The organism is Accumulibacter sp., from assembly GCF_023806635.1.
GTDB lineage: Bacteria > Pseudomonadota > Gammaproteobacteria > Burkholderiales > Rhodocyclaceae > Accumulibacter.
This window is the reverse complement of sequence record NZ_JAMTDQ010000040.1, coordinates 1-26,823: the sequence shown is the minus strand read 5'-3', so window position 1 is coordinate 26,823 and position 26,823 is coordinate 1. Positions and strand designations below refer to the sequence as shown.

Annotated in this window: 26 protein-coding genes and 1 pseudogene; 15 read left to right on the top strand and 12 right to left on the bottom strand. The window is 67.3% G+C overall.

Features of this window, described 5'->3' with window-relative positions; all coding sequences use genetic code 11:
• Positions 1-137: 137 nt before the first annotated feature.
• The 3 genes from fliE to NFW30_RS06825 form a co-directional block, all read right to left on the bottom strand.
• On the bottom strand, positions 138-464 hold the full coding sequence (fliE, locus tag NFW30_RS06835) for a flagellar hook-basal body complex protein FliE (protein WP_295355381.1): 327 nt from the start codon (positions 462-464) through the stop codon (positions 138-140).
• Positions 465-563: 99 nt separating this feature from the next.
• Complete coding sequence (locus NFW30_RS06830) at positions 564-1,934, bottom strand: sigma-54 dependent transcriptional regulator (protein WP_295355485.1); 1,371 nt, start codon at positions 1,932-1,934, stop codon at positions 564-566.
• Positions 1,935-1,948: 14 nt separating this feature from the next.
• On the bottom strand, positions 1,949-3,130 hold the full coding sequence (locus tag NFW30_RS06825; RefSeq protein ID WP_295355383.1) for an ATP-binding protein: 1,182 nt from the start codon (positions 3,128-3,130) through the stop codon (positions 1,949-1,951).
• A 105-nt stretch (positions 3,131-3,235) separates the two neighbouring features.
• Between NFW30_RS06825 and fliF the strand changes: the two genes are divergently transcribed.
• From fliF to fliR, 13 genes are all read left to right on the top strand, one after another.
• A complete protein-coding gene (gene fliF / locus NFW30_RS06820) occupies positions 3,236-4,969 on the top strand; it encodes a flagellar basal-body MS-ring/collar protein FliF (protein WP_295355385.1) in 1,734 nt (577 codons plus the stop codon).
• On the top strand, positions 4,959-5,957 hold the full coding sequence (fliG, locus tag NFW30_RS06815; RefSeq protein ID WP_295355387.1) for a flagellar motor switch protein FliG: 999 nt from the start codon (positions 4,959-4,961) through the stop codon (positions 5,955-5,957). The genes fliF and fliG overlap by 11 nt, the downstream gene beginning before the upstream one ends.
• A 13-nt stretch (positions 5,958-5,970) precedes the next feature.
• Complete coding sequence (locus tag NFW30_RS06810; RefSeq protein WP_295355389.1) at positions 5,971-6,690, top strand: flagellar assembly protein FliH; 720 nt, start codon at positions 5,971-5,973, stop codon at positions 6,688-6,690.
• A gap of 15 nt (positions 6,691-6,705) precedes the next feature.
• Positions 6,706-8,139, top strand: a complete 1,434-nt coding sequence (fliI, locus tag NFW30_RS06805; RefSeq protein ID WP_295355391.1) for a flagellar protein export ATPase FliI — start codon at positions 6,706-6,708, stop codon at positions 8,137-8,139.
• Positions 8,140-8,180: 41 nt separating this feature from the next.
• Positions 8,181-8,627, top strand: coding sequence for a flagellar export protein FliJ (fliJ, locus tag NFW30_RS06800; protein ID WP_295355393.1), 447 nt, complete (start codon positions 8,181-8,183; stop codon positions 8,625-8,627).
• A 61-nt stretch (positions 8,628-8,688) separates the two neighbouring features.
• Positions 8,689-9,750: a flagellar hook-length control protein FliK gene (locus NFW30_RS06795; protein ID WP_295355395.1), complete on the top strand. Its 1,062-nt coding sequence runs from the start codon at positions 8,689-8,691 to the stop codon at positions 9,748-9,750.
• Positions 9,751-9,816: 66 nt separating this feature from the next.
• Positions 9,817-10,368, top strand: a complete 552-nt coding sequence (locus tag NFW30_RS06790) for a flagellar basal body-associated FliL family protein (RefSeq protein WP_295355396.1) — start codon at positions 9,817-9,819, stop codon at positions 10,366-10,368.
• Positions 10,369-10,374: 6 nt separating this feature from the next.
• Entirely contained in the window at positions 10,375-11,379 is a 1,005-nt protein-coding gene (gene fliM / locus NFW30_RS06785) for a flagellar motor switch protein FliM (protein ID WP_295355398.1), read from the top strand.
• Complete coding sequence (fliN, locus tag NFW30_RS06780; RefSeq protein WP_295355400.1) at positions 11,372-11,809, top strand: flagellar motor switch protein FliN; 438 nt, start codon at positions 11,372-11,374, stop codon at positions 11,807-11,809. Before fliM ends, fliN begins: the two co-directional genes overlap by 8 nt.
• A 262-nt stretch (positions 11,810-12,071) precedes the next feature.
• On the top strand, positions 12,072-12,443 hold the full coding sequence (gene fliO / locus NFW30_RS06775) for a flagellar biosynthetic protein FliO (protein ID WP_295355402.1): 372 nt from the start codon (positions 12,072-12,074) through the stop codon (positions 12,441-12,443).
• Entirely contained in the window at positions 12,430-13,185 is a 756-nt protein-coding gene (gene fliP / locus NFW30_RS06770; protein ID WP_295355404.1) for a flagellar type III secretion system pore protein FliP, read from the top strand. The genes fliO and fliP overlap by 14 nt, the downstream gene beginning before the upstream one ends.
• Positions 13,182-13,451, top strand: a complete 270-nt coding sequence (fliQ, locus tag NFW30_RS06765; protein WP_295355406.1) for a flagellar biosynthesis protein FliQ — start codon at positions 13,182-13,184, stop codon at positions 13,449-13,451. Before fliP ends, fliQ begins: the two co-directional genes overlap by 4 nt.
• A 7-nt stretch (positions 13,452-13,458) precedes the next feature.
• Positions 13,459-14,244: a flagellar biosynthetic protein FliR gene (fliR, locus tag NFW30_RS06760; protein WP_295355408.1), complete on the top strand. Its 786-nt coding sequence runs from the start codon at positions 13,459-13,461 to the stop codon at positions 14,242-14,244.
• A 190-nt stretch (positions 14,245-14,434) separates the two neighbouring features.
• On the opposite strand, the pseudogene NFW30_RS06755 reads toward fliR, so the two are convergent.
• The 6 genes and pseudogenes from NFW30_RS06755 to NFW30_RS06730 form a co-directional block, all read right to left on the bottom strand.
• Positions 14,435-17,215: pseudogene (locus tag NFW30_RS06755) on the bottom strand (two-component regulator propeller domain-containing protein); the annotation flags it as partial.
• A gap of 549 nt (positions 17,216-17,764) precedes the next feature.
• Positions 17,765-18,673, bottom strand: coding sequence for a DMT family transporter (locus NFW30_RS06750; protein ID WP_295355487.1), 909 nt, complete (start codon positions 18,671-18,673; stop codon positions 17,765-17,767).
• Between the two features lie 38 nt (positions 18,674-18,711).
• Complete coding sequence (locus tag NFW30_RS06745; RefSeq protein ID WP_295355410.1) at positions 18,712-19,536, bottom strand: transporter substrate-binding domain-containing protein; 825 nt, start codon at positions 19,534-19,536, stop codon at positions 18,712-18,714.
• 11 nt (positions 19,537-19,547) lie between these two features.
• A complete protein-coding gene (locus NFW30_RS06740) occupies positions 19,548-20,948 on the bottom strand; it encodes a GntP family permease (RefSeq protein ID WP_295355412.1) in 1,401 nt (466 codons plus the stop codon).
• 98 nt (positions 20,949-21,046) lie between these two features.
• The gene (locus tag NFW30_RS06735) at positions 21,047-21,994 is read right to left on the bottom strand and encodes a M23 family metallopeptidase (RefSeq protein ID WP_295355414.1); all 948 of its coding nucleotides are present in this window, start codon (positions 21,992-21,994) and stop codon (positions 21,047-21,049) included.
• Between the two features lie 116 nt (positions 21,995-22,110).
• Positions 22,111-22,506: a hypothetical protein gene (locus NFW30_RS06730; protein ID WP_295355416.1), complete on the bottom strand. Its 396-nt coding sequence runs from the start codon at positions 22,504-22,506 to the stop codon at positions 22,111-22,113.
• A gap of 736 nt (positions 22,507-23,242) precedes the next feature.
• Between NFW30_RS06730 and NFW30_RS06725 the strand changes: the two genes are divergently transcribed.
• Positions 23,243-23,635: a cytochrome c3 family protein gene (locus tag NFW30_RS06725; protein ID WP_295355417.1), complete on the top strand. Its 393-nt coding sequence runs from the start codon at positions 23,243-23,245 to the stop codon at positions 23,633-23,635.
• Positions 23,636-23,765: 130 nt separating this feature from the next.
• Entirely contained in the window at positions 23,766-23,927 is a 162-nt protein-coding gene (locus NFW30_RS06720; protein ID WP_295355419.1) for a hypothetical protein, read from the top strand.
• Positions 23,928-24,110: 183 nt separating this feature from the next.
• Here NFW30_RS06720 and NFW30_RS06715 read toward each other — a convergent pair whose 3' ends face one another.
• From NFW30_RS06715 to NFW30_RS06705, 3 genes are all read right to left on the bottom strand, one after another.
• Positions 24,111-24,995: a Dyp-type peroxidase gene (locus NFW30_RS06715; protein WP_295355421.1), complete on the bottom strand. Its 885-nt coding sequence runs from the start codon at positions 24,993-24,995 to the stop codon at positions 24,111-24,113.
• 107 nt (positions 24,996-25,102) lie between these two features.
• Complete coding sequence (locus NFW30_RS06710; protein ID WP_295355423.1) at positions 25,103-25,396, bottom strand: acylphosphatase; 294 nt, start codon at positions 25,394-25,396, stop codon at positions 25,103-25,105.
• A 733-nt stretch (positions 25,397-26,129) separates the two neighbouring features.
• A partial coding sequence (locus NFW30_RS06705) for a cold shock and DUF1294 domain-containing protein (protein ID WP_363322079.1) occupies positions 26,130-26,823 on the bottom strand: 694 nt, incomplete at its 5' end.

The window sequence follows — 26,823 nt, the reverse complement described above, 5'->3', positions numbered from 1 at the left end:
CAGTACACCCCCGCAGTGGTGGAGGTGGCGGGAATCGAACCCGCGTCCAGAACGCATCCGGTTTGCCGGAATTACGACCATGTACGGGATTATGGGTGCCGGCTGCCGAAAACTCAAGCCCTGTTCTTCGCAGCGTCTCAGACCTGCATGTTCATCACATCCTGGTACGCCGACACCAGCTTGTTGCGTACCTGCACCATCTCCTGAAACGAGATGGTGGCTTTCTGCAGTTCGATCATCACGTCGTGCAGGTCGGCGCCGCCACTGCCGGCGGCAAAATTTGCCGCCATCGCGTCGGCGCGCTGCTGCGTCTGGCTGACCTGCGCCAGCGATGCCTGCAGAACCTGCGCAAAATCCGTCGGCGCACCGGCGCCGGCCGTGGCGGGCGCCTGCACGGCGCGACCGGAAGCTGCGGCCGAGCTGGCGCGCAGCACACTCAGTACCTGATCGATGCCCTTGTCCATTCCTTCCTCGAGCGACTGCCTGATCGATGCACAGCCGATATTAGCAAGAATCGCGCCACGGTTGGCGGCACGTTCCGGCCAACGACGGAGCCGGCATCCTCAGGGATCGAGGAAGCCTTCGTCGCGATACTGCCTCAGCTTGTGGCGCAGCGTCCTTTCCGGCATCCCAAGACGCTGCCCCGCGAGCTTTCGCGACCCACCGACGGCCGCCAGGGTATCGAGGATGTGCTGCCGTTCGACGTCGCGCAGCTCTGCCGGTTGCCGGCTGCCGAGCGGCAACGCGCCAGCGCTCGTCGCCGCCGGTGCCGGCAGCAGCGGTGCCGCAGCGGGATCGACCGGGCGCTGCGCGCCAAGGAGCAGCGCAGCGACCTCGACCACTTCCGCCGTGGCCAGGATCACCGCCCGCTGCATGACGTTCTCGAGCTCGCGAACGTTGCCCGGCCAAGCGTGGCGCTGCAGCGCATCCTCGGCGGCCGGAGCGAGCCGCAGGCCGGCGCGACCGGCGCGCGCGCCATGCGTCGCCAGGAAGTGCCGCGCGAGCGGCACGATGTCGCCGGTACGCTGGCGCAGGGCGGGAATCAGCAGCGGAAACACGTTCAGCCGGTAGAACAGATCCTCACGGAAATGGCCACTGGCGACGGCGTCGGCCATCTCCCGATTCGAGGTGGCGATGATGCGGATGTCGAGGGACACCGGCTTCTTGCCGCCGACCCGCTCCACCTCGCGCTCCTGCAGGACACGCAGCAGCTTGGCCTGCAGCGGCAGCGGCATCTCGGTGATCTCGTCGAGCAGGAGCGTGCCATTCTGCGCCTGCTCGAACTTGCCTGCCTGCGAACTGTGCGCGCCGCTGAAGGCCCCCTTCTCGTGTCCGAAGAGCGTCGCTTCGAGCAGGCTGTCGGGGATCGCCGCACAGTTGATGGCGACGAAAGGGCCCGCGCAGCGCGCCGAGCACTGGTGGATATGGCGCGCCACGACCTCCTTGCCGACACCACTCTCGCCGCTCAGCAACACCGTCGCGTCGGTCTGTGCCACACGTCTGGCGAGCGCAAAAAGGTTCTTCGACACGGCGTCGACGGCGATCACGCCCTGCTCGTCGATCCTCTCCGGCAGACGGTAGCGCAGTACGTGCTCGAGCAGCGCCTGCGGCTCGAAGGGCTTGAGGAGGAAATCGCAGGCGCCGGCCCGCATCGCCTCGACTGCCCGATCGACGTCCGCAAAGGCCGTCATCAGGACGACCGGCAACTGCGGCAGGCGACTGCGGATTTCCTTCAGCAGCGTGATGCCATCCATCGGCAGCATGCGCACGTCACTGACGACGAGCGCGACCTCGCTGCCGGCCAGTACCTGCAACGCCTCATCGCCGCCGCCGGCGGCGAGAATGGGCTGTCCGGCAAGTTCGAGGGTGTCGCATACCGCCTCGCGCAGCGCGGCATCGTCCTCGACGACGAGGATTGGCAATCCCCGGCCCATCGTTTCCATTCTCCTCAGCCCTCCGGTTGCGTCGTCGATTCGAGTGGCAGCAGGAGGACGAACTCGGACCCCTGACCTGGGTCCGAGTCGAGCTCGATGTTGCCGCCGTGGGCGCGCGCGACGCCAAGCGCGATCGCCAGTCCGAGCCCGGTGCCCTGGGCACGGGTCGTGAAAAATGGCTCGAACACGCGTGCCTGCACCTCGGGAGCCATTCCCTGCCCGGTGTCGCGCACACCGATCCGCAAACGCCCATCATCGCCGGTGCGCGCCGTGAGCGTCACCTCGCCGCCGGCGGCGCAGGCCTGCAGTGCGTTCTCGAGCAGGTTGACCAGCGCCCCCGCCAGGGCCTTGCGGTTGCCGACGAGTTGCTCCTGCGCCGCCGGGCAGTCTACCCGATAGGCGACGGCCCTCTCCCGGAACAGCGGCTGCACCGTCTGCGCCGCGTCCGCGACGACTTCAGCCACCAGCATGCGACCACTGCCGGCCCGTTCGCCACGGGCAAAGAGCAGGACCTCGCGGATCAGGCGCTCGAGCCGCCTGAGTTGGGCCGTCGCCTTCTCGGCGAAACGGATGCGGGCAACCTCCGCCAGTTCGGGCTGGCACAGGTTGGCACTGTAGAGCAGCGCCGCCGCCAGGGGCGTACGCAGCTGATGCGCCAGTGACGCTGCCATCTCACCCATCGCGACGAGGCGCTGGTTGCGCGCCAGCTCGGTCTTCAGCCCGTGTGCGGTGGTGACATCGTGCACGATGATGATCCGTCCGCCAGCCGAATCGATCGGGCTCTCGACGATCGCCACCCGGCAGGCGCCCGACTGCCACTCCGCCGGAGTCTCGGTGGCGAGCAGGAGGCTGCGCACCAGCACCGGCCAGAGCTGATCGACGAGTTCATGCCCGAGGATGCGGCGTGCCGCCGGATTCGCCTCACTGACCCGCGCATCGCCATCGAGGACGATGACCCCGGCCGGCAGCGCATTGAGCAACAGCCGCAGGCGTTCTGCCAGGGCCTCCTTGGCGTCATGCTGCCGCCGCAACTCGCCGTTGGCGGTCGCCAGCTCGGCGGTCAGCGACTCCACGCGACCCTGCAGACCCTCGTAGGCCATGGTCAGCGCCTGCGACACCTGGTTGAAGGCGTCGAATGCGCGCTGCAATTCCTGCGCCCTGCCATCCAGGGCTGACGGCTGCCCGGCGTCGATCATCGAATTGAAGGTCCAAATCCAGAAACAGCTACAATAGCAGAGTATTTATCAGCCCTTTTTCGCTTTTTGCCTGCCTGCGCGCAGGCCCTTGACCCGAACGCTGGCATGGCGGCAGCCGGAACCGAGACCACCGAAACAGCAGTCGCGAGCGCTCCGCTGGATCGGGCGCGCGCCGCCCTGGCACGCCTGGACAACCGGCAGAAAGTGGTCCTGATGGTCGCCATCGCCGCCCTGGTCGCGCTGCTCGTCGCAGCCGCGACGCTCCTCCGCCAGAGCGAGTTCCGCATCCTTTTCTCCAACGTCGGCGAACGAGATGGCGGCGCGATCATTGCGGCGCTCGAGCAGATGAACGTGCCCTTCCGCTTCAACGACTCGGGCAGCGCGATCCTGGTCCCCGCCGCGCGCGTCCACGATGTCCGCCTGCGGCTCGCGTCACAGGGACTGCCGCGCGGTGGTGCGGTCGGCTTCGAACTGATGGAAAGCCAGAAATTCGGCATCAGCCAGTTTGCCGAGCAACTCAACTACCAGCGCGGACTCGAGGGCGAACTGTCGCGCACCGTCCAGTCGATCGCCGCGGTCGAGGCAGCGCGCGTCCATCTGGCGATCCCGAAGCCGAGCGTCTTCATGCGCGAGGAGCTCAAGCCCTCGGCGTCGGTGATGCTCAGGCTCTACCCTGGCCGCTCGCTCGACGGCGCGCAGATCGCCGGCATCCAGAACCTGGTTGCGGCCAGCGTCCCGCAACTGGTGGCGTCGAGCGTGACGCTGCTCGACCAGAACGGTACTCTGCTCTCACAGATGAAGAGCAAGCTGCTCGAAGCCGGCCTCGATCCGACACAGGTCAAGTATGTCAACGAGATCGAAGCCAGCATCATCAAGCGCATCGAGGACATCCTGACGCCGATCGTCGGCGCCGGCAATGCACGGGTGCAGATCGCCGCCGACATCGACTTCTCGCAAAGCGAGCACACCGCCGAGACACATCGTCCGAACACGACTCCGCCGGAGATCAGCATTCGCAGCCAGCAGACGAACGAGACTGCCAGCACCAGCCCGACGGCGCAGGGAGTCCCCGGCGCGCTCAGCAACCAGCCGCCGGTACCGGCGACCGCACCATTGACACAACCGCCGGTGCCCCCCGCACCCGGCGCAACCGGCGCCACGCCGCCACTGCCGGGGCAGATCAATGCCGCTGGCGTCCAGGCACCGATCGCCAGCGTCGGCCAGCCGCTGAACACGAGCAAGAGCTCGACGATCAACTACGAGGTCGACAGGACGATCCGCCACGTCAGGCAGTCCGTCGGGACGATCAAACGCCTGTCGGCAGCGGTGGTGGTCAACCAGCGCAAGGAAACCGCCAAGGACGGCAAGTCGGTCAGCAAGCCGCTGCCGGACGCCGAGCTGAAGCAGATCAGTGATCTGGTCAAGGAGGCGATGGGTTTCAGCAAGGACAGGGGCGACACGATCTCGGTGGCGAACGCGCCGTTTACCGCCATCGAGAAGGACGACGGCGTGCCGCTCTGGCGTGACCCGGAAACCGTCTCGCTGACGAAGGAACTCGTCAAGTACGGGGTCATCGCCGCCATCATCGCCTACCTCCTGCTCGGTGTGGTGCGACCGCTGGTGCGGACGATGGTCGGTCCACCGGCCAGCGAGAAGACTCTCGGCAGCCAGATCGATGTCCGCGCCGAAGAGGAAGGCGAAGGGGCAGGCATCGAACATGTGCCGACGGCGAGCGAGTTGCTGGAAAGGAAGCTCGCCGAGGTTCGCGCCATCGCGCAGCAGGATCCGCAGGCGGTAGCCAACATCATCAAGGAATGGACGGGCGCCAATGCCGGCTGAGGACGGAATCGAGAAGAGCGCCATCCTGCTGATCGCCCTCGGCGAGGACTACGCCGCCGAGGTGCTGAAGCATCTCGGCCCGAAGGAGGTGCAAAGACTCGGCCAGGCGATGGCGATGCTGAAGTCGGTCCCGCGCACGCGCGTCGATGAGGTGCTCAGCGAGTTCCAGAAGGCCGCGGAGGAATCGGCAGCGGTCAACGTGGACACCGACGCCTACGTGCGCTCGGTGCTGACCAAGGCGCTCGGCGACGACAAGGCGTCGAACCTGATCTCGCGCATCCTGCAACCGGGCGACACCAATGGCATCGAAGGCCTGAAATGGATGGATGCGCCGACGGTCGCCGACCTGATCCGCAACGAGCATCCGCAGATCATCGCGACGATCCTCGTACACCTCGCGCACGACCATGCCAGCGACATCCTGAACCAGTTCTCGGAGCGCCTGCGCAACGATGTGGTGCTGCGCGTCGCGACCCTTGAGGGAATCCAGCCCGAGGCCCTGCGCGAGCTCAACGACGTCATGCTGCGCCTGCTCGCCGGTTCCGCCAGCATGAAGAAGGCGGCCAAGGGCGGTGTGCGAACGGTTGCCGAGATGCTCAACTTCATGGGTACCGCCAATGAGACGGCGGTCCTCGACTCGATCCGCGAGTACGACCCGGACCTGGCACAGCAGATCCTCGATGAGATGTTCGTTTTCGAGAACCTCCTCGACCTCGACGATCGGGCCATCCAGTTGCTGCTGCGCGAGATCCAGTCCGAGTCGCTGATCCTGGCGATGAAGGGTGCGACCGAAGCGCTGCGCGAGAAGATCTTCCGCAACATGTCGCAGCGGGCGTCCGAGATGCTGCGCGAAGACCTGGAGTCGCGCGGTCCGGTGCGAGTGTCCGAGGTCGAGGCCGAGCAGAAGGAGATCCTCAAGGTCGTCCGCCGGCTGGCCGACGAGGGACAGATCGTCCTTGGCAGCTCGGGTGGCGGGGAAATGATCTGAGAGCGATCGGCCGATGAGCGACGGAAAGCCACGCGACAGGGTCACCGCCTATCAGCGCTGGCAGGTCGCCGTCTTCGACCGCCCGGCAAGCGGCACACCGGCGGCGGCGCAGACCGAGTCGGCGCCGCCGCCGCAGCCACCAGCAGTGGCGGCGCCCGAAGCGGTGGAGCAAACCGATGCGGCTGCGGAGGCTGCGGAGGCGGCGGTCGCGCGGCCGACTGACGAGGATCTCGAGCGCATCATCGCCGAGGCGCGCGCGGCTGGCTATGCGGCAGGCCAGGCCGAAGGACTCGACGACGCCCGGGCAGAAGCGGCGAAGCTGGCGGTCGTGCTGGACAACCTGCAGCAGGCCGTCGCCGGCATCGAGCAGGAGATCGCCGACCACCTGCTGGCGCTGGCGATCGAAATTGCCAACCAGGTGATGCGGCAGAGCCTGCGCCTGCAACCGGAACTCATCCTGCCGCTGGTCAGGGAAGCGATGACTGCGCTGCATCCACATCAAGGCCAGCCGCAGCTCTTCCTGCACCCCGACGATGCCGCGTTGGTGCGTGCCCGACTCGGCGAGCAACTCGCCCATGGCAACTGGCGGATCAGCGACGACAGCACGCTGACTGCCGGTGGCTGCCGCGTCGAAGTCGGCGCCAGCGAAGTCGACGCGACCGTCGAGACCCGCTGGCGGCGGGTCATCGAAGCGATCGGCGCCAACCCCGAGTGGCTCAGGGAACAAGCGTGAACCGGCTTGCCGGCGATGACTGAAGACGCCCGCAATCCGCACCTGGAGGCCTGGCGGGCGTTCATCGCCGGCTGCCGGCAGGCGACGACGCAGGTCAGCTCGCTACTGCCCAGTGGCCACCTGACGCGCATCAACGGCCTCGTCATGGAAGCCGCCGGGCTCAAGCTGCCGCTCGGCAGTTCATGCCGGATCATGCCGTCGGGCGGCACGCCGATCGAGGCGGAAGTGGTCGGCTTTCATGGTGAGCGGCTGTTCCTGATGCCCACCGAAGACGTCTACGGGCTGTCGCCGGGTGCCCGTGTGGTGGCGCTGGAGACCCCCAACGGTCCACCTCGGATCGGCCAGCCACCACCGGCGCGAAGACGTTCGATCGACCGCGCGAAACTGGTTCCGGTCGGCGACTCGCTGCTCGGGCGCGTCCTCGACGGCGCCGGCCGCCCGCTCGACCAACTCGGGCCGCTCAACGCGCCATCGTTGCGACCGTTGCAGAGCCGGCCGGTGAACCCGATGTCGCGAGCACCGATCGACCAGGCGCTCGATGCCGGAGTTCGTGCCATCAATGCGCTGCTCACGGTCGGTCGCGGCCAGCGCATGGGGCTGTTCGCCGGTTCCGGGGTCGGCAAGAGCGTCCTGCTCGGGATGATGGCCCGCTATACGGCAGCCGAGGTGATCGTCGTCGGCCTGATCGGCGAGCGCGGCCGCGAGGTCAAGGAGTTCATCGAGCAGATTCTCGGCGAGGAGGGGCTGCGGCGCGCCGTCGTCGTTGCCGCCCCCGCCGACGTCAGCCCGTTGATGCGCCTGCAGGGCGCCGCCTACGCAACCTGCATCGCCGAGTATTTCCGCGACCGCGGACGGCACGTGCTGCTGATCATGGACTCGCTCACCCGCTATGCGATGGCGCAGCGCGAGATCGCCCTCGCCATCGGCGAGCCGCCGGTGACCCGCGGCTACCCGCCCTCGGTCTTTGCCCGCCTGCCGCAACTGGTCGAACGGGCGGGCAACGGCCGCGACGGCGGTGGTTCGATCACCGGCTTCTACACCGTGCTGGCGGAGGGCGACGATCAGCAGGATCCGATCGCCGATGCCGCCCGCGCCATCCTCGATGGCCACATCGTCCTCTCGCGCACGCTCGCCGACGCCGGGCACTATCCGGCGATCGACATCGAGCAGTCGATCTCGCGCGCCATGGTCAACCTCGTCAGCCCTGCGCACCTCGAGCAGATCAGGCGCTTCAAGAGCCTCTTCTCGCGCTACCAGCGCTCGCGCGACCTGATCAGCGTCGGTGCGTACGCCGCTGGCTCGGACCCGCAGCTCGACCAGGCAATCGCCATCTATCCACGCTTCGAGGTGCTCCTGCAGCAAAGTCTGGCAGAGCGTGCCGACCTCGCCAGCAGCATCGGGCAGTTGCAGGATCTCTTTGGCCCCGCGCACGCCGCGCCAGCCGGCTAGAATGCCCCCTTGCGGCGTGACGCCCGCGCACCGGAATCATCATGTCCAGAACCTTCCCGCTGCAGACCGTCCTCGACCTGATGCGCAGCCGCAACGATGCGGCGACGCAACGACTGGCATCGCTGATCGCCGCCGAAAGGGACGCCCAGAAGACGCTGGCGATGTTGCGGCAGTACCGTGACGAGTACACCGCACGCTTCCGCCAGGCGGTGCAGGACGGGCTGGGCCAGCCGGAATGGCGCAATTTCCAGGAGTTCCTCGACCGTCTCGACGAGGCAGTCCGGCAGCAGGAGCAGGCCGCGAACCTGAAGGCGGCGCACACCGCCGCCGGGCAGGCCGAGTGGCAACGTCAAAGAAGCCGCCTCAACGCCTTCGACACGCTCTCGGAACGCCACCGCGCCAGTGAGGCACGGCGGGAACTCCGCCACGAACAGAAGCTCCAGGACGAGTTTGCCGCACGCGGCAGGGACGACCGACAGGAGCAGTAGTTGGCACACATGGCACGCTGCTTGCTGGGGATACGGCGGAAGCTCGTGAAAGGGACATCCCATGACCATCAGCATCGTCACGCCGGCACTCATCACCCAGCCGGCGCGTGCCACCGTCACCGACGACGACGCAGCTCGCACCACGAATGCTGACGAGGCTGGCCCCGGCAACGATTTCCTCGACATACTCCTCGCCCTGCCGGCGATGACCGCCAGCGCCCCGGCACCGGCCGCCGACATCGCCGACGCTCAGCCGCCTGCCGCCGAAGCCGGAACGCCAACTGCCACCGTCGAGATGCTCGTGTTGAGCCAACAACTGCCGCAGACGGCGTACCGCCCGCCGCCCGCCGGCGAGGGCGGCAGCGAAAGGGTCGCCGGAGCGCCAGCCGTCGCCGGCGAAGCCCTCGCCAACCCGCCCCCTGCCCGCAGCGGACCGGCCGTGGTGGACCCCGTGCTGCCGACCGGCGATAGCCGGCAACCAGCGGCGGCGGCAACCGAGGCCGGGCCCAGGGCGGCAACTTTTGCCGTGCCGGACCTCATCGCCATGCCCAGCGAGAAGACCGCGGTCGAAGCGGACGAGCCGCTTGCGCCAGCCGTACCGGCGCCCGCCACCGCCCCTCCGGCGGGCGCCGGCAGTACGGTGGCGGGTGCACTGGCAATGCCGGCGGCAGCGACCCGGACACACACCCTGCAGACCCCGCTGCGTGACCCGTCCTGGGCAGGCGAGTTCGGTCAAAAGCTCCTCTGGTTTGCCAACAACGAGCAGCAGGGCGCGAAGATCACCGTCCACCCGCCACAGCTGGGCGTCATCGAGATCAGCCTGAACCTCGATCGTGATGGCGCGACGGCGCACTTTGCGTCGCCCAGCGCCGAAGTGCGCAGCGCCATCGAAGCGGCAATGCCGCGCCTGCGCGAGATGTTCGCAGGCGCCGGGATCGACATCGGGCAGCTCAGTGTCGGCAGCCACGCGGCCGGACAGCAGTCGCAGGGACAGGGAGATTCATCGCCCGCCACCCGTCGGCAGCCCGATGCGGCTATACTTGGATCCGATCCGCCTGCCGGCGTGTTCGTGTTGCCGGCCGCCACTCGTCACGGGCAGACGATGATCGACGTCTTCGCCTGATGCTGCAGCACGGCGGCGGAGAGTCGGCTCACGGATGGCTGACGTAATCAGGGAGAGAAACGCTGCATGGCCAAGGACGCCAAACCTGCGACTGAAACCGGTGATGCTGCGCCAGCGAAGAGCAGCAAGAAACTTCTGATCATCATCCTGCTCCTCGTTCTCGTGCTCGGCCTCGGCGGCTTGAGCGCCTTCCTCCTGTTGCGGGGCAACGCCGCGCATGAGGAAGACGGCGACGAAGCGGTGGTCGAGAAGGCCAAGCCGGCGAAGAAGAAGAAGGTGGACCTCAGCGCACCACCGGTCTACGTGCCGCTCGATACATTCACCGTCAACCTCGTGCCCGAGAACGGCGACCAGTTCCTGCAATTGATCGTCTCGGTAGAAGTCGACGACCCACAGGTCGGCGAGCACATCAAGCTCTACACCCCGAAGCTGCGCAACGACATCACGCTTCTGCTGTCGAGCAAGAAGGCGTCGCAGCTGATCACCAAGGAAGGCAAGGAACTCCTGGCGCAGGAAATAAGGGAACAGATGAACGGCGTCCTCGACCCGGCCGGCAAGGGCAAGAAGAGGGACTGGCCGATCAAGGACGTATTGTTCACCTCCTTCATCATCCAGTAGTTGCGCATGAGCGCCGACTTCCTCTCCCAGGATGAGGTTGACGCCCTGCTGAAAGGCGTCACCGGCGAGGCGGACGTCAGCGAGGAACCTGACGACGCGAGCAGCGGGCCGCGGCCCTACAATCTGGGAACACAGGAGCGCATCGTCCGTGGGCGGATGCCGACGCTCGAACTGGTCAACGAGCGCTTTGCCCGTTATCTGCGAATCGGACTCTTCAACTACCTCCATCGCAGTACGGAGATCTCGGTCGGCTCGATCCGCGTCCAGAAGTACAGCGAGTTCACCCGCAACCTGGTGGTCCCGACCAACCTGAATCTGGTGACTGCCAAGCCCCTGCGCGGGACGGCGCTGTTCGTCCTCGACCCGAGCCTGGTCTTCCTGGTGGTGGATAACATGTTCGGCGGTGACGGCCGTTTCCACACCCGCGTCGAAGGTCGCGACTTCACGGCCACCGAACAGCGCATCATCCAGGGCATGCTGCGAGTGATCTTCGCCGAGTACGCACGTTCCTGGAAGCCGGTCTACGCTCTCGGCTTCGAATATATCCGTTCCGAGATGAACTCGCAGTTCGCCAACATCGCGACACCTTCCGAGATCGTCGTCGCGACGACCTTCTCGCTGGAATTCGGAGGATCGAGCGCCGACATGCACATCTGCTTTCCCTACTCCATGCTCGAGCCGATCAGGGAACTGCTTTACAGCTCCATGCAGAGCGACCAGCTGACCACCGACCGGCGCTGGGTCACCACCTTGCGCAAGCAGTTGAAGAATGCCGAGGTCGAGCTGACGGCAACACTGGCAACGGCAACCACCAGCCTGCGCCGGATCCTGGACATGAAGGCCGGCGACATCGTTCCTTTGGAGATCCCGGAAACGGTCGTCGCCCAGGTCGACGGGGTGCCCTTGATGGAGTGCCGCTATGGGCAGCAGGGCGGACAGTATGCGCTCAAGGTCGAGCGCTTCCTGACGGAAGAGCGCGCGGAGAGTCCCTTGGGGGAGAGCAATGGCTAGCGACATGGACGACACTGGAATGCCCGCGAGCGACGACGCCGGACTGGACGACGACTGGGCAGCGGCGATGGCCGAGCAGGCGATGGCGGAAGCCGCGCCGGCTGGCAAGGCGCAGGCGGCCAGCATCTTCCCGAGCTTCGACGAGACGGGAGGCAAGGGATCGTTGATGAACGAGCTCGACATGATCCTGGACATTCCGGTCCAGATCGCCGTCGAGCTCGGACGCACCAGGATGACGATCAGGAACCTCCTGCTGCTCGCCCATGGCTCGGTCGTCGAACTCGATGCGCTGGCGGGCGAACCGCTGAACGTCTTTGTCAACGGCACGCTGATCGCCCAGGGCGAAGTCGTCGTCGTCAATGACAAGTTCGGCATCCGCCTCACCGACATCGTCACCCCTTCGGAGCGCGCACGCCGACTCGGTCATTGAACGGTCCAGCGGCGATCGTTGCCCGCAGGGCACCGGCAGCGTCCGCAGACCGGTCGTGCCGGTGCCTCAGCCACGATCGCCGGCAATCCGCGGCGACGAAAGCGCCTTCGCTGCGGCGCTGCGGACCGCTCACCCGGACCGCACTTGCTTTATGATGTCCACCGACATCCTTACCGGACCAACCACCTTGTTCCGACGCCCGTCCGTACCCCACCGCCGTCGCCTCCATGCGGCCGCTGCGCTGGCCATACTGCCCACGGCCGTGCTGGCGCAGACTGCCGGCAGCGAGGTGCCGCCCTTCGGCGCCGCTGCGCTGCTGCAGACGACGCTCGCCCTGGCGCTGGTGGTGGCGCTCCTGTTCCTCGGCGCCTGGCTGCTGCGGCGCCTCAACGGTGGCCGCGGATTCGGCAACGGAGGACCACTGCGACTGGTTGGCGGACTGGTGATCGGCCCGCGTGAGCGTATCGTTCTCGTCGAGGTCGACGACACGTGGATCGTCGTCGGGATTGCCCCGGGGCAGATGCGAACCCTGCACACCCTGCCGAAAGGTGACCTGCGAGCCGGGAGTGACGGTGAGAAGCACTTTGCGCAGTGGTTGAAGCGAATCTCCGAGCGCCGGAATGAAGACGGCTGATCCCACCCGCGGCCTGATCCTTCTCGCGCTCCTCATTGCGCCAGCGGCTGCCTGGGCGCAGGCCGGCGGGCTGCCGATGGTCACCAGCACCCCCGGCGCCGACGGCAGCCAGACCTATACGCTGTCGGTCCAGACGCTGCTGACGCTGACCGCGCTCACCTTCATTCCGGCAGCGTTGCTGATGATGACCAGCTTCACGCGCATCATCATCGTCCTCTCGCTGCTGCGGCACGCCCTCGGCACCCAGACCTCGCCGCCGAATCAGGTGCTGATCGGCCTGGCGCTGTTTCTGAGCTTCTTCATCATGTCGCCGGTTCTCGACCGCATTCACAGCGAGGCCTACGTTCCACTGTCGGAGGACCGGATCAGCTTCAGTACGGCCGTCGAGCGCAGTGCCGTGCCGCTGCGCGAGTTCATGCTCAAGCAGACACGCGAATCCGACATCGCGCTCTTCGTGCGCATGAGCCGTAGCCAGGGCTTTGCTTCCAGCGCCGAGATCCCGATGCGCCTGCTGATTCCGGCCTTCGTCACCAGCGAACTGAAGACCGCATTCCAGATCGGCTTCGTCATCTTCATTCCCTTCCTGATCGTCGACATGGTGGTCGCCAGCGTACTGATGTCGATGGGCATGATGATGATGTCGCCGGTGATGGTCGCACTGCCCTTCAAGCTGATGCTCTTCGTCCTGGTCGACGGCTGGCATCTGCTCCTCGGCTCGCTGGTCGCCAGTTTCGCTGCATGAACCCCGGGACGGTGATGGAGATCGGGCGGCAAGCGGTCGAGATGACCTTGCTGCTGTCCGCACCGCTGCTTCTCGCCGCCCTGCTGATCGGCCTCGTCGTCAGCATCTTCCAGGCGGCGACGCAGATCAACGAGCAAACCCTCTCCTTCATCCCGAAGCTGGTCGGCGTCTTCCTGGTCCTGATCGCCGCCGGCCCCTGGATGCTGCAACTGATGGTCGACTACGTGCGACGACTGTTCGAGAGCATTCCCCAGCTGATCGGCTGAAACCCGGATGATCAGCCTCAGCAGCGCCGAAATCAACGCCTGGGTGGTCGCGTTCTTCTTCCCCCTGGCGCGGGTGCTGGCACTCATGGCGACCGCACCGCCGTTCAACAACCCGGCCCTGCCGGCACGCGTGCGGCTGGTCGCCGGTCTTGCCGTGACGCTCGGCGTCAGCCCGGTGCTGCCGCCGATGCCGGTCATCGATCCCGGCTCGGGAGCCGGCCTGCTGCTGCTCGCACAACAGTTGCTGATCGGCTTCGCGATGGGCTTCGCCATGCGCCTCGTGTTCAGCGCCGTCGACATGGCCGGCAGCCTGATCAGCCTGCAGATGGGCATCGGCTTTGCCAGTTCCTATGACCCGCAAACGGCTGGTCAGACCGTCGTCGTCTCGGAGTTCCTCGGTCTTCTCGCCCTGCTGGTGTTCATGGCGATCAACGGCCACCTGATGGTCATTGCCACCCTGACCCACAGTTTCAGCCTCATGCCGATCGGCGCCACCCGCCTCTGGCCCGACACCTGGTGGCAGCTCGCCGCCAGCGGCGGCATCATCTTCTCTTACGGACTGCTGCTGGCGCTGCCGATCGTCGTCGCGCTGCTGATCGCCAACCTCGCGCTGGCCATCCTCGGCCGCGCCGCACCGCAGCTCAATCTGATGGCGATCGGCTTCCCGCTGACGATTGCCCTTGGCTTTGCCGCCCTGATGTTTGGCCTGGTGCATCTGGCGCAGCCGTTGCAGGATCTTTTCGAACAGGGTCTGCAGTCGATGCTCGGCCCCTTTGCCCTGCAGCGCCCGTAGCCGCCGAGGTGACGATCGCGGCCGCGGCCGCCTGCCACTGCGCATCCGCGAGGCCAGCAAGAGCGGGCGAACAGACCACTTGCACGTCGCCCGAGCGCAACCAATCGGGCAGCGGCCGGCGCGACCACTGACGCAGCGCTGCGGCCGATTCGGCGCGCGCGCTGATGACTCCGAGCCAGCCATTGCGACCGCTGCTCTTGACGAGATAGAGCGCTGCATCGGCGATGTTGACCACCGCACTCCAGTCGACGGCGGCCGGATGCTCGCTCGACAGCGGCAGGCAACAGAAACCGACCGAGCAGGTGCGTGCCAGCAGGCCGCCGTCGTCCAGCCTGAAAGGCTGATCCGCGACCGCCGCGCGCGCCCGCTCCGCAAGTTCGGCGGCACCGGCGCGCGTCGTCGCGCGGGCAACGACGAGAAACTCCTCGCCACCCCAGCGGACCAGGTAATCGGTGTCACGAAAGACTCCCGCCAGCCGGCTGCACACCTGCAGAAGGACGGCATCACCCGCGGCGTGACCATGTTCGTCGTTCACCCGTTTGAAGTGGTCGATGTCGAAGAGGAAGAAGATCAGGTCGGGGTCGGCCGGCAGCTCCGCCCCATACAGGCGGTGCCCCTCGTAGGCACGCACCGTCAGCGCACAGTCGGCCTCGATGTGCTGGGTCAGGAAGCGGCGATTGCGCAAGCCGGTCAGCGGGTCGGTGAGACTGGACTCGGCGAGCGCCGCCGACTCCCGTTGCAGCGCCAGCGCCACCTTCTCCAGATCGGCAGTGCGCTCGCGGACGGTTCGTTCGAGTTCCACCTGCCGCCGGCGCAGACGGCGGGTACGCAGCTGCAGCAGCGCAACAACCAGCAGCACGAGGGCCAGGCCAGCCAGCGAACGGAACCACCAGCTCTGCCACCAGGCGGGCAGGATGCGCACCGGGATCGCCAGCTCGTGCGGACTCCAGATGCCGCTGCGGTTGCTCGCGCGAACGCGCAGGACATAGCCACCAGGGTCCAGGTTGCTGTAGGCGGCGACGCGCGAATCGGCCGCCGTGGCGATCCAGTCGGGGTCGAAGCCCTGCAGCCGGTAGGCGTAGCGGATACGGCCCGGGTCACTGTAATCGAGCGCCGTGAAACCGATGCTGAAGCTGCGTTGCCATGGCGCCAGATCGAGTCCGTCGAGGATGCGCCCGGCCGGCTGCGGCAGACCGTTGATCAGCAGTTCGGAGATCAGCAGCGGTGGCTCGTACGACGAGGCGTCGAAGTGCTCCGGCCGAACGACCAGGATGCCCTTGCTGCCGCCGAACAGCATGCGGCCGTCAGGCGTCATGGCGTGGGCAAGAAACCAGCCGATGCCGAGATCGGCACCATCGGCGGCGGTCAGCTCGTCCAGCCGGTCGCCGGCAGGGTCGTAGACGCACATCTGCGTCCAGATGCGGCCGCGCCCATCCTGCATCAGGTTGCCGCCAAACGGCCGGCCGAGGACTCCATGTCGCTGGCTGATGCGCTCGAAGGCAGCGCGTGCGCCATCCCACTGCCGCAGGCGGTGCAGGCCGGTCACCGCAGTATCCACCCAGAGGGTCTGCTGCCGGTCGAAGAGCAGACCGATGACGCTCGGATTGCCAAGGCCGGCTCCCTCCTGCTGCGCGACCGCCTGCAGCTGGCTGTCGCCCGCGGCAACGCGAAACAGGCCCTTGCCGCTGCCCACCCAGACGCTGCCATCGGCCGCTTCGACGAGGGCATTGATGTCGGCCCGCAGGATCTGTCCATCCCGCTGGGCGATGCGGGCAACCTCCGTCGCTCCCGGCGGCAGGCGAAAGACCCCGTCCTGGGTGCCGATCCACAACGACCCGTCGCTGCCGGCAAGCAGCTTTCGGGTCGCACCGCCATGATGTCGCAGCATGCGCAGTTGCCGATGATCGGCGCTGAACTGATAGAGCCACGAATCGGCCCCCAGCCAGACCGAGCCATCGCGCGCCTGCGCCATGGCCTCGATGCGCGCGGTCGGCAGATCGTCGCCGCCCGCCGGCACCGGCAGCCGCGGCAATACGGCAGCCGTGGTGCGCAGGCTCTGGTCGAGAACGGCAATGCCGCCACTGTGCGTCGCGGCCCAGATTTCGCCGTTGTCCACCTGCAGCAGGCTGCGCACATCGGGTACCGAGAGGATGCTGCCGGGCTGCCGATCGGCGCCGCGCAGCCACAGGCTGCGCCGGCCCGGATCGTGTCGCTGCAGCCCGACACCGAAGCCGCCAACCCAGATCAGTCCCGAGTGGTCGAGCAACAGGGTGGTCACCTCGTTTGCTGCCAGGCCGCGCGGATTGTGCAGATCGTGACGCAGGCGCTGCAACAGCGCGCCGCTGCGCACGTCACGGATCTCGATGCCGGAGACGCGTCCGACCCACATCTGCCCCCCCGGTGCCTCGACCAGGCTCGAGACCCCGCCGGGGCTCGCGGCATCGACTGTCGGCTCGAGCAGGACACCCGCACCGGTGGCAGGATCGACGATGGCCAGCTCACCCTGCTGCGTACCCGCCCAGATGCGTCCGTCGGACGCCTGCAACAGCGCCTGCACGATGCGCCCGGCGAGACCGGTGCCGGCGCCGCCCCCGGCGAACACCGGCACGAAACCCTCGCCCACTGCGTCGTGGCGGCTCAGGCCGGCCCAGGTTCCCAGCCAGAGTACGCCCTGCCGATCAAGCAGCAGCGCCTGCACCCGATCGTCCGGCAGGCTGCCGGGCCGCTCCGCATGGCGGTAGCGGGCAATCCTGCGGCATTGCGCATCGTAACGCTCCAGCCCGCCGCCTTCGCTGCCCACCCAGATGCTGCCCGCGGCATCCTCCGCCAGTGCGCGGATCGTCGGCAGGGCGCCGCCATGCTGCCGGCTGTCACCGCCGCAGGTGCCAATCGTCTCGCTGAGTGGATCATGTACCGCCAGGCCATCGAACTCGGTGCCAATCCATAGCCGCCCGTCGCGACCGGCCAGCATGGAGCGGATCCAGCCCAGGTTGCGCGTCGCGGGATCCGGGCTCGGTCGTTCCACTGGCCGGAAGCGGTAGCCATCGAAACGCATCAGGCCGTCACCGGTCGCGACCCAGAGAAAGCCGGCACGGTCCTGGGCAATGACGGGCACGACATGACGTGGGATGATGCCGACCCCGACCGACTCGAAGCGCGGCTCGACCGGCGACGAGCCTGCCGGAGAACCGGCGGCGGCAGCAGCGGCGACAGCCAGCAGCAGCCACGACCACAGAAACTGGGCAACTCTGCCAAGTCCAGGCACAGCGCGCAGCGCCAACGGCACGACCCTCCTTCCCCGAGGCGGGACTGGTCAACGGCAGCGCCGCCCGGGGCCGCATCGCCGCCAGCCTTGCCGGCCGGCTGCAGGCTGCCGCAACTGCAGACCGGCTGATCGGGCGGGAAACCATTCCCCTGCCCGCGTCAGCCATTCTAGCGGAAACCTTATGCCGGTCAATGGCTTGCCATCAGCTGGTCGATCCGTCCGCAGCACACACTGCCCGCGGCAGGCACCCGGCCATCAACCCGCAGCGCCACCCTGCCGCCGGCCTGGCAGGTTGACCAACACGATGCCCGTTATGACGCAGGTCGCGGCGACAACGAAGCCCGGCGTCAGGCGGTCGCCAAGCAGGAGGACGCCGAAGGCGACCCCGAACAGCGGCGTCAGGAAGGAGAAGACGGACAGGCGGGCGGTGAGGTAGCGGGTGAGCAACCAGAACCACGTCAGGTAGCTGGCAAATGCGACGATCACGCCCTGATAGGCCAGCGCCAGCAGCACCGGAACGCTCAGGTTGCCGATGCCGCTCTCGCCGAGGAGTGGCGAGAGCGGCAGCATGAGCAGCGTCGATACCGCGAGCTGGTAGAAGAGCACCTTGGTCGCGCTGATCGTCGCCAGCGACGTCGCCCGGATCAGGACGGTCGTCGCCGCCCAGCCGAGCGCCGCCAGTAGCCCCAGCAGGTCGCCGATCCAGGCGTCGGGCCGGCTGCCGTCCCTGCCGGCGAAGGCGAGGAAGATGCCGGCGAAGGCCAGAGCGACGCCGAGGAACTGTCGCCAGCGCATCCGTTCTCCGGCGACGAAGAGGTGCAGACCGAGGACCGTGAAACAGGGTGCCGTGTAGAGCACGACGATCATGCGTGACGCCGTCGTGTAGGACAGGCCGAGATAGATGAAGACGAACTCGAGCGCGAACAGCAAACCGGCCAGCAGCCCGCAGCGCAGCGTACCGTCTGCTGCGGCGAGCGGCAGCCGCCGCCAGCGCGCCCAGCCGAGCAGCAGCAACAGGGCGATCGTCGAGCGTAGCCCGGCCTGCAGCACCGGGCTGATTCCCTCACTGGCGATCTTGATCGCGACCTGCTGGAAGCCCCAGGTCGCACAGAGCAGCGTCATCAGCGCGAAGGCAGCAGCACCCGGGGGTGTCCGCCGGTCCATCGCCGCCGCCGTCTGCCTCGTCACGCCGCCGCTGGCGCCTAGCGACCTTCCCAGACGGGCTGTGCGAAGCGGCGCCGGAGTTCGTCCGGTATCGGCCTGATCTGCAGGCGGCTGTACTCATCGACGATGCGCTGGTAACTGCCATCGGCCTTCATCGCCGCCAAAGCCTTTGCCCATTTCTCCGCCTCGGCGTCCGGCAGGTCCTTCGATGCCGCGAGGTAGATCTCGCTCGGGCGAACGATCTCGCCGAAGTTGAGTGCCGCCAGGTTGCCGCCGACCTCGCGCATGGCGTGGATGACCATCAGCCGTGGTGCCAGCCAGGCGTCGATCCGCCGCTGCTGCATCAGGCGTGCGTTCATCCATTCCTCCGGCTGTGCCCGGATGCGGGTGAAGCCGCGCTCCTTCAGCAGCGCCTCGGCGCCCGAACGGGCGAGAACGCCGACCGGTCGCTCGCGAACCCTGTCGAGACTGGCAACGTCGATCCCCTGACCACCTACCACGATCAGGTCGTCGGTGACGATGCGTGCCAGCCAGCGGTAGCGATCTTCGCGTTCGGGCGTTCGCGTCAGCGCCAGGATGCCGACATTCGGCTGCGTCTGCGCCAGGCGCTGGGCTTCGCCCCAGGGCATGAATTCGACCAGGCCGCTGTGGCCGACGCGTCTCGCCATTTCGCTGACGACCTCGAGCACCAGCCCATGGTCGACACCGGGCGTCTCGCTGACGCTGGCGGGCGGAATCTGGAACGTGTAGGGCGGCAGTTCGGCAGCCAGCAGGCGCAGTTCCTTCGTCCGCGCCTGCCCCTGCGCGAAGGCGTGCGATGCGCAGAAGACGAGCGCGGCGAGGACGATCCGGAGGATGCGCACGGTTCTCGTCCTCAGAAAGTGCCGAAGATGCCGTTGAGCACGATCACCAGCACCATCGACAGGAGCGGGAAGGCGACGGCAACCATGAAGATGTCGAAGTACGACTGCCTGTGGTTCAACCCGCAAATGGCCAGCAGCGTGATCACGGCGCCGTTGTGCGGCAGCGCATCGAGGCCGCCGGAAGCCAGCGCCGCGACGCGGTGCAGAATCTGCGGGCTGAGTCCGGCCGCCTGTGCCAGTTCGAGGTACTGCTGCCCGACCGCCTGCAGGGCGATGCTCATGCCGCCCGAGGCCGAACCGGTGATGCCGGCCAGCACGTTGACGATGACCGCCAGCCCGATGACCGGATTGTCGGTCACGCCCATCAGCCAGTCCTTGATGATCGCGAAGGCGGCGAGACTGGCGATGACGCCACCGTAGGCGACCTCCGAACCGACGTTGAGGATCGGCAGCATCGAACCCAGAGCACCGTCGTTCAGCGACTGGCGGACGTTCTGGAACCGCTTCCAGGTGAGTGCGATGAGCACGACACAGGCAGTCAGCATGGCAACGATGATCGCCCAGGTACCGCCGACGGCGGAAAGGGTCGTCTTGCCGTACTTCGGCGTCGCCAGGTACGAGGTGTCGAGATCGACGATGACGTACTTGCTGAAAACGAAGTTGATCGCCAGGACGAGGATCACCGGCGTGATGGCGACAGCGAAGGACGGCATTTCGCCCGGCGACGGCGACGCCGGCGAGGTGGCGGCAGCGGCCACCGCCTCGTCGCCGTAGCCTTCGCCGGCAGCGCGCGCACGGCGCGCCCGCAGCATCAGCCACAGGCTGCCGCAGACGAACATGACGACGCCGGCGATGAACCCGAGACCCGGAGCGGCGAAGGCGTCGGTATGAAAGTACGGCATCGGGATGGCGTTCTGGATCGCCGGCGAGCCGGGCAAGGCCGACATCGTGAAGGTGAAGGAACCCAGCGCGATGGTGGCGGGGATCAGCCGTTTCGGCAGGTTGCCCTCGCGGAACATCTGGATGGCGACCGGGAACACGGCAAAGGCGACGACGAACAGCGACACGCCGCCATAGGTGAGGACGCCACAGGCCAGGATGATGGCGATGATCGCGCGTTCCTTGCCCGTCCATTCGACGATGCGGTGGGCGATCGTGCGCGCGCAGCCGGAATCGTCCATCAGCTTGCCGAACACCGCACCGAGCAGGAAGAGCGGGAAGAACTTGATCAGGTAGTTGCCGAGCGCGGGCATGAACACCTGCGTGTAGGTGGCGAGGACCGGCGCATCGAAGTCGCCCAGCAACAGGGCGACGAGGGCACAGATCGGCGCAATCAGGATGACGTTCCAGCCGCGGTAGGCGAGAACGATCAGCAGCAACAGCGAGACCAGGATCCCGAGAATTCCCAGCATGACGGCCCCTCCCATCGAGCGTTCAAGAACCGGCGCACCTCCACCCCGCGCCGAGTATGCGACCGGCGCGCGCCCGCCGTCAACCAGCCCGCCTCGCCTCAACGATATCGATGGCGGTCCTCCGGCCGGCCGCTCGCCGCTCGAGCATCCCCTTCCGCTGCTCTCCCGGCGCTGCCCGTTCCCAGCTCTCCGGCGTGCAGCAGCTGTCGATACGCCACGCTGCCGGCGCGTGGCGGGTTGCCGATGAGGAAGCGGACGGGCAGCGAGACGGTAGTGAAGCCGGTGCCTTCGCCGACGACTTTCTGCACCACGAAGTGCAGGTGTGGACCGTCACTGTAGCCGGTTGCGCCGACGCCACCGATGACGGTGCCGGACTTGAGCGTCTCGCCGACGGCCACGGGCGCGATGCCGGCGTGGGCAAGGTGGCCGTAGCTGGCGATGGTGCCGTCGGCGTGCAGGATGCGAACGACGTTGGCCTTGGCGAGCAGCCGGCGATCCCGGCCGCCGGCGCGGTTGGCGAACTCGGTCTCGATGACGACACCGTCGCGCGCCGCGACGACCGGCGTGCCCGCCGGCATGGCGAAATCGATCGCGTACTCGCTGTCAGGCGTGTCGTGCGTCAGCCGCGGGCCATCGTGGCTCTGGCTGACGATGGCGCGGTGACCCGGGGCGAAAGGAAGTCGATAGGCAAAGTGCTGGTCGGGCTGCGCCCGGTAACTGCCAACGGTGTGGAGCGCCTGACTGCTGAAGCGATGCGGGCGCCCGGCGACGGCTGGACCGACCTGCAGCAGGAGGGCCTGACTGTGCGGCGGGAGCACCGCATACACCGGCAGCAGCGCATCGGCACGGACATTGTCGACATCGGCCAGCAGCAGCCTTACCGATACCGGCGCCGGCCCGCGGTTGATGCCGAGCAGACGGTGGCCGCCAGCCGCCGCCTCGACCACCACGCTGAAGGGGTAGCCCGCCGCGCCCGCAGCCGCCGGAAACACCGCTGCGCCTGCAAGCAGCAAACAGCAGAACAGCCGGCAGAGGGCTCCGGTCACCGTCGCTTCCCTGGCGGCAAGGCGGATTGTAGGCAGTGCGACCACGACGGGCCGCCCCGGCATTCCGTGCCCCCCCCCCGGAAGCGGCGGCGCGGCGCGCGGCGGCCCGGGGCTCCTCAATAACCCCAGTAGCGGACCGGCGGTGGCGGATATGGCGATGGCGCGGGGACGACGTAGACCGGACGCGGTGGTGGCACGTACACCGGAGGCGGCACGTAGACCGGCGGCGGCGCGACATAGACCGGCGGTGGGGCGCCATAGGTTGCAGCCGCCACGCCCGCGGCGACGCCGGCAATCGCCAGCACCGCTGCCGGACCGACCCAGGACGGCTTGTAGGGCCTTTCATGGCGGTAGGCCGGATACGGCGGCGGAGCTGGAGGGCCGCCGCGAAAGGCGTACCGGTACTCGCCACGGTACTCGCCCCGGTGGTGGCCATGGTCCGCGAAGGCAGTCGAAGAGAAGCCGAGCGTCAGGCTCAGCGCCAGGGAGATGCCGGTGATGGTCGTTTTCATGCAGTGAACAACGCTGCCGCGCAGGTGCGGATGACCGGCGATGGAAGATCATTTGCCGACTCCTGTAACCGTCTGCAAGCGACTGTGACGGTCGCCGGACCTGCTCCGTCTGCGCAGCCCCGCCAGGGCTTCGTTGCGCCTCCGCAAGCGCCGGCGCCGGCGGTTGCAGAGGCGCCGCGGTCCGCCAATGACGGCAGCGGGCTCCTCCGGTCCGAGCCAGGGCCGGCGGCAAACCGATGGTCACGCGGCGGTCTGCAGTCAGCGGTTGCAACCGCCCCGAATCGCCGCTACGGCACGTTCCTGGACCTTCGGCTTCATTGCCGCCACGTGACGCCACCGGCGTTCACGGACCAGGCGCGATGATCCTCATTGCCGGGGCCAGCGGCTGTTGCCGTCTGGCGTGCCCGGCGCACCGCTCGAGAACATGCCTTGACCAGCAAGAAACGACCCGCAACCCGGCCTCCGGCCAGTCCGCCGCCCGCGGGCGAACCCCGCCCGCGCCGGCGCATCGTGCGGCTGCTCACTGCCGCCATCGCCATCCTCGCCGCCATCGCCCTTTTCGCGACCTTCGGTCGCGCACCGCCGGCTGTCGACCGCGGCGGTGTCGCCGGACACACCGCCGCCGTCACCCACGTGGCCGACACCGCCTGCGTCGGTTGCCATGCACCGGCCGGCGAGCGCTGGCGCGGCTCCCACCACGATCAGGCGATGGCCCACGCCGACCCCGCCAGCGTGCGTGGCGACTCTGCCGACGCCGTGTTCCGCCACGGCAGGCAGCGCTGGCACTTCCACCGGCGCCCCTTTCCTGGACAACTTCCGTCCCGAACTCCTGCGCGGCGGACTCTACCATGCCGACGGCCAGCAACTCGACGAGGTCTACGTGTACGGTTCGATGCTGCAAAGCCCGATGTATCAGCAGGGCGTGCGCTGTACCGACTGCCACGACGCGCACAGCCTGAAGCTCAGGGCCGAAGGCAACGCGGTCTGTCTGCCCTGCCACGACCCGGCCGGCAACCCGCGCTTCCCGACCCTGAAACAGCAGGCCTACGACACCCCGGCGCACCGTCATCACCCGATCGGCAACCCCGGTGCCGAGTGCAGGTCCTGCCACATGCTGGAGAAGCACTAAATGGTCGTCCATGCCCGGCCCGACCACGGCTTCCGCATTCCGCGCCCGGACCTCTCGCAGGAGCTCGGCATCCCCAACGCGTGCAACCGGTGCCACGCCAACAGGACCCCGGCGTGAGCAGCGGCAGCGGTTGCCCGTTGTTACGGACCGCAGGAAGCGGGTTTCGCCGCCACCTTCGCGGCTGCCCTCCGGCACGCTCGCCGGCGCCAACCAGGGGACCCTCGACCAGGCCTACCGGGAATTTCTCGATACCCAGGCGACGATGGCCGACATGTCCGCCAGCCCGCTCTAGCGGCGCGTCCTGTTCATCCACCAGTTGCAGCCGATGGCTGCGCCCGGGATATGCTAGCCCTCGCCACGAAAGAACTCCTTGCGCAGCACCTGGCGCCGCAGGCGCTCCTTCTCGGCCGTCTGGTGCTGAATTTCCGGAGTCGTCGCCTCGCCCTGACCCACAGCCGCCGATGCGCGCCGCGAACTAGCGCAGCCGCAGCGGCGACAGGTCGAGGCGGCCGGAGCGCATCGCCGGACACCAGAAATAGGCGCCGGACTGCGGCTGGCTGAAGCGGAACAGCGCATCGACGATGCCGTCCTCGATACCGACCATCCGCCGCAATTGCGCTTCGAACGGCTCGAAGGAGGTGGCGAAGGCGACGAACATCAGCCCGCCGTGCGGTCCTTCGGCCCAAGGCATCGAACGGCGCAGGACGAAGGCCGGCGGCGTGAAGCTCTCCTGCGCCGTGCGCTTGACGTGCGCCGACTCAGGGGCATCGTCGATCTCCTCGTTGTCGCAGCGGCGGCGGCCGATGCAGTGGTCGCGCTCGGCGGACGGCATCTGCTCGAAGCGGCCGAGATCGTGCCGCCAGCGCTGCACGGCGACGAAGCTCGACCCCGCCAGCAACGGCTGCTCGGCGCCGACGATCGCGGCAGCCGTCGCCGCGTCGCCTGCCGGGTTCTCGGTGCCATCCTCGTATCCGGTCAGGTCGCGACCGCCGTCGTAAACGAACGCATCGAGCGTCCCGTCGAGACGGAACGCCGGTGCCAGGACCTCGGCGATGCGGCGCGAACGCTGCAGGAGTTCGCCGCGGTCGTCGCCGCGCAGCCAGAGCCAGATTGCCGCCGGCGTCGCCGGTAGTTCGAGTCCGACTCCGGCCAGGTTCGGAAAGGGCCGCAGCCCGCTGATGTCGCCCCCCAGCGCCGATAGCAGCGAGTGACCGAGGCCAACGACCGTCCGCTCGCCATCGGCGACTTCGGCGAGCGCCCGAAGGCAGCCTGCGGCACGCTCCGCCTCGTCGATCAGGAAGGTCAGGTAGCGCGCCAGGGGCGGCAGGGGAAGCAGGATTCCGGTTTGCGGTGTATTCATCGCGGCAGCGGTCGTGGTTCGAAATGGCGCCCTCACGGGCGGTCGGAGCGCGGGATCGGTGGCATCGGTGACATCGGCAGGCCGGTTCGTTCGCCCGCCAAGCGTGTTCAGCGCGTGGCAATCTGTTCGAAAGCCGTCCGCTTGCCGATCTCGGCGGCGTTGCCCTCGCTGCAGACGACGCTGTCGACACGCGCCATCGACGGCCCACGGTGCGCCCACAGCACCAGCGCTTCGACCGCCTCGAGCGGACCGCTGACGAGCGCTTCGACACTGCCATCGCGACGGTTGCGAACCCAGCCCGCAAGGCCCAGGCGCCCGGCTTCGGCACACAGCGACCAGCGGTAGCCGACGCCCTGGACACGGCCCCTGATCGACAACTGGCGGCAGATCGTTCGACTCATCCCGGACTCCCGAAGCCATCGCCAGAATCTGACGACAGCCCACGCGGGCACAATCGTCGTCGAAGGAAGGGAGAAAATCAAGGGTCCTGACGCCAACCTGTCACCGTCGCCAACCCTACTATGCCCTCGACTGACTTCTCCACGGCATTCAGCGCCAGTCACCCAACGCCCAGCCTCGTTGCGCTGAGGCACCGGGGAGATCGCCCGGGGTAAGACTCGTTACGTTCGCTGCATAGACGCCGGATTCACAAAATGCGCCCCAGCCGCCGATGGAGGGCTTCGCGGTCACGTACCCGCTCGCCCCGGGTGCATCACGCCTCATATCCGGTTTTTGTTCATCGCCCCGCAGCTTTGGATTGGGCTTCCTCCGCACCTCGCCTCACGACGACGCACTTGCCCTTCTCCTTGCCTTCGGCTCTGCGTAGCGGGGTAAGACGCACCGCAGGTGCGGCAAGACCTGGCCATAGGACTTGCACCTATGAAGTAACGCGCCATGCCCAGCGCACACGTTCGGGCTGAGCCGCCACCGAGGAGCTAAGCGACGAGGGAACCACAAGCGGGCGAAGCCCGCTTGTGGCGGTCGGATCGAGCGCGGGGTTAGCGAAGTAATCGGCCCGTGGCCGCAAGGCGTTCAAATGAAACAGATGGTCAGTCTCGCGGGATAGATCGTTTGCATATGCTGACAAGCTTATCAAGTCTTCTCAATTACTTACGGTTTGTTTCTTGAGAGGCCTCATTGTGCTGCCCATAGCGACCGGCCCACCGGGGAACACAGTATAACAAAGGCAATGACATTGACTGCAACTGTGCCCAAAAACACTGCCCGGAACTCGGCCTTGACGGTCTTGTGGCGAAGGAACTGCTGCGCAAGCAAAGCGCCTGGCCAGCCACCGACGAGTGAGAGGCTGTGAAGGGTGGTCTCTGACGTCCGCCAGGCGCCACGCGTGGCGGCCGACTTGTCAAAGAAGTAGGCAATGAATGTGATCACACTCACCCCCGCGTAGATGCCTGCGATCAGGCGCGGCGGTCTCCATAGCACGGCAACGATGGCGAAGAGAATGAGAAAAGCGGGGATGGCAAATAGCGTGGCAGTACCCCACTGCGCAGGGGTATCACGTTCGACGCTTCGGCGGCTGCGAACGACTCGGATTAGTTCGACGTTCTTGGCGCGCTTCTTGCCCTCTGTGCCAAGCTCAACCTCGAATGAAACGAGCTGACCGATCTTTGGGCGCTCAGCGCGGGTACGGAAGGCCTTGACGTGAACAAAGATTTCCTGTCCGCCTTGCGTTGGCTCGATGAAGCCGAAGCCTCGTTCGTCGTTCCAGGATTTGATGACGCCTTCGATTCGCATGGCGAGAAATTGGTGTGTTCGACGAATAGCGTTTATCTGCCGCGCCGAAAGCGTCCGGCCTTGCCGCTGGTGCATC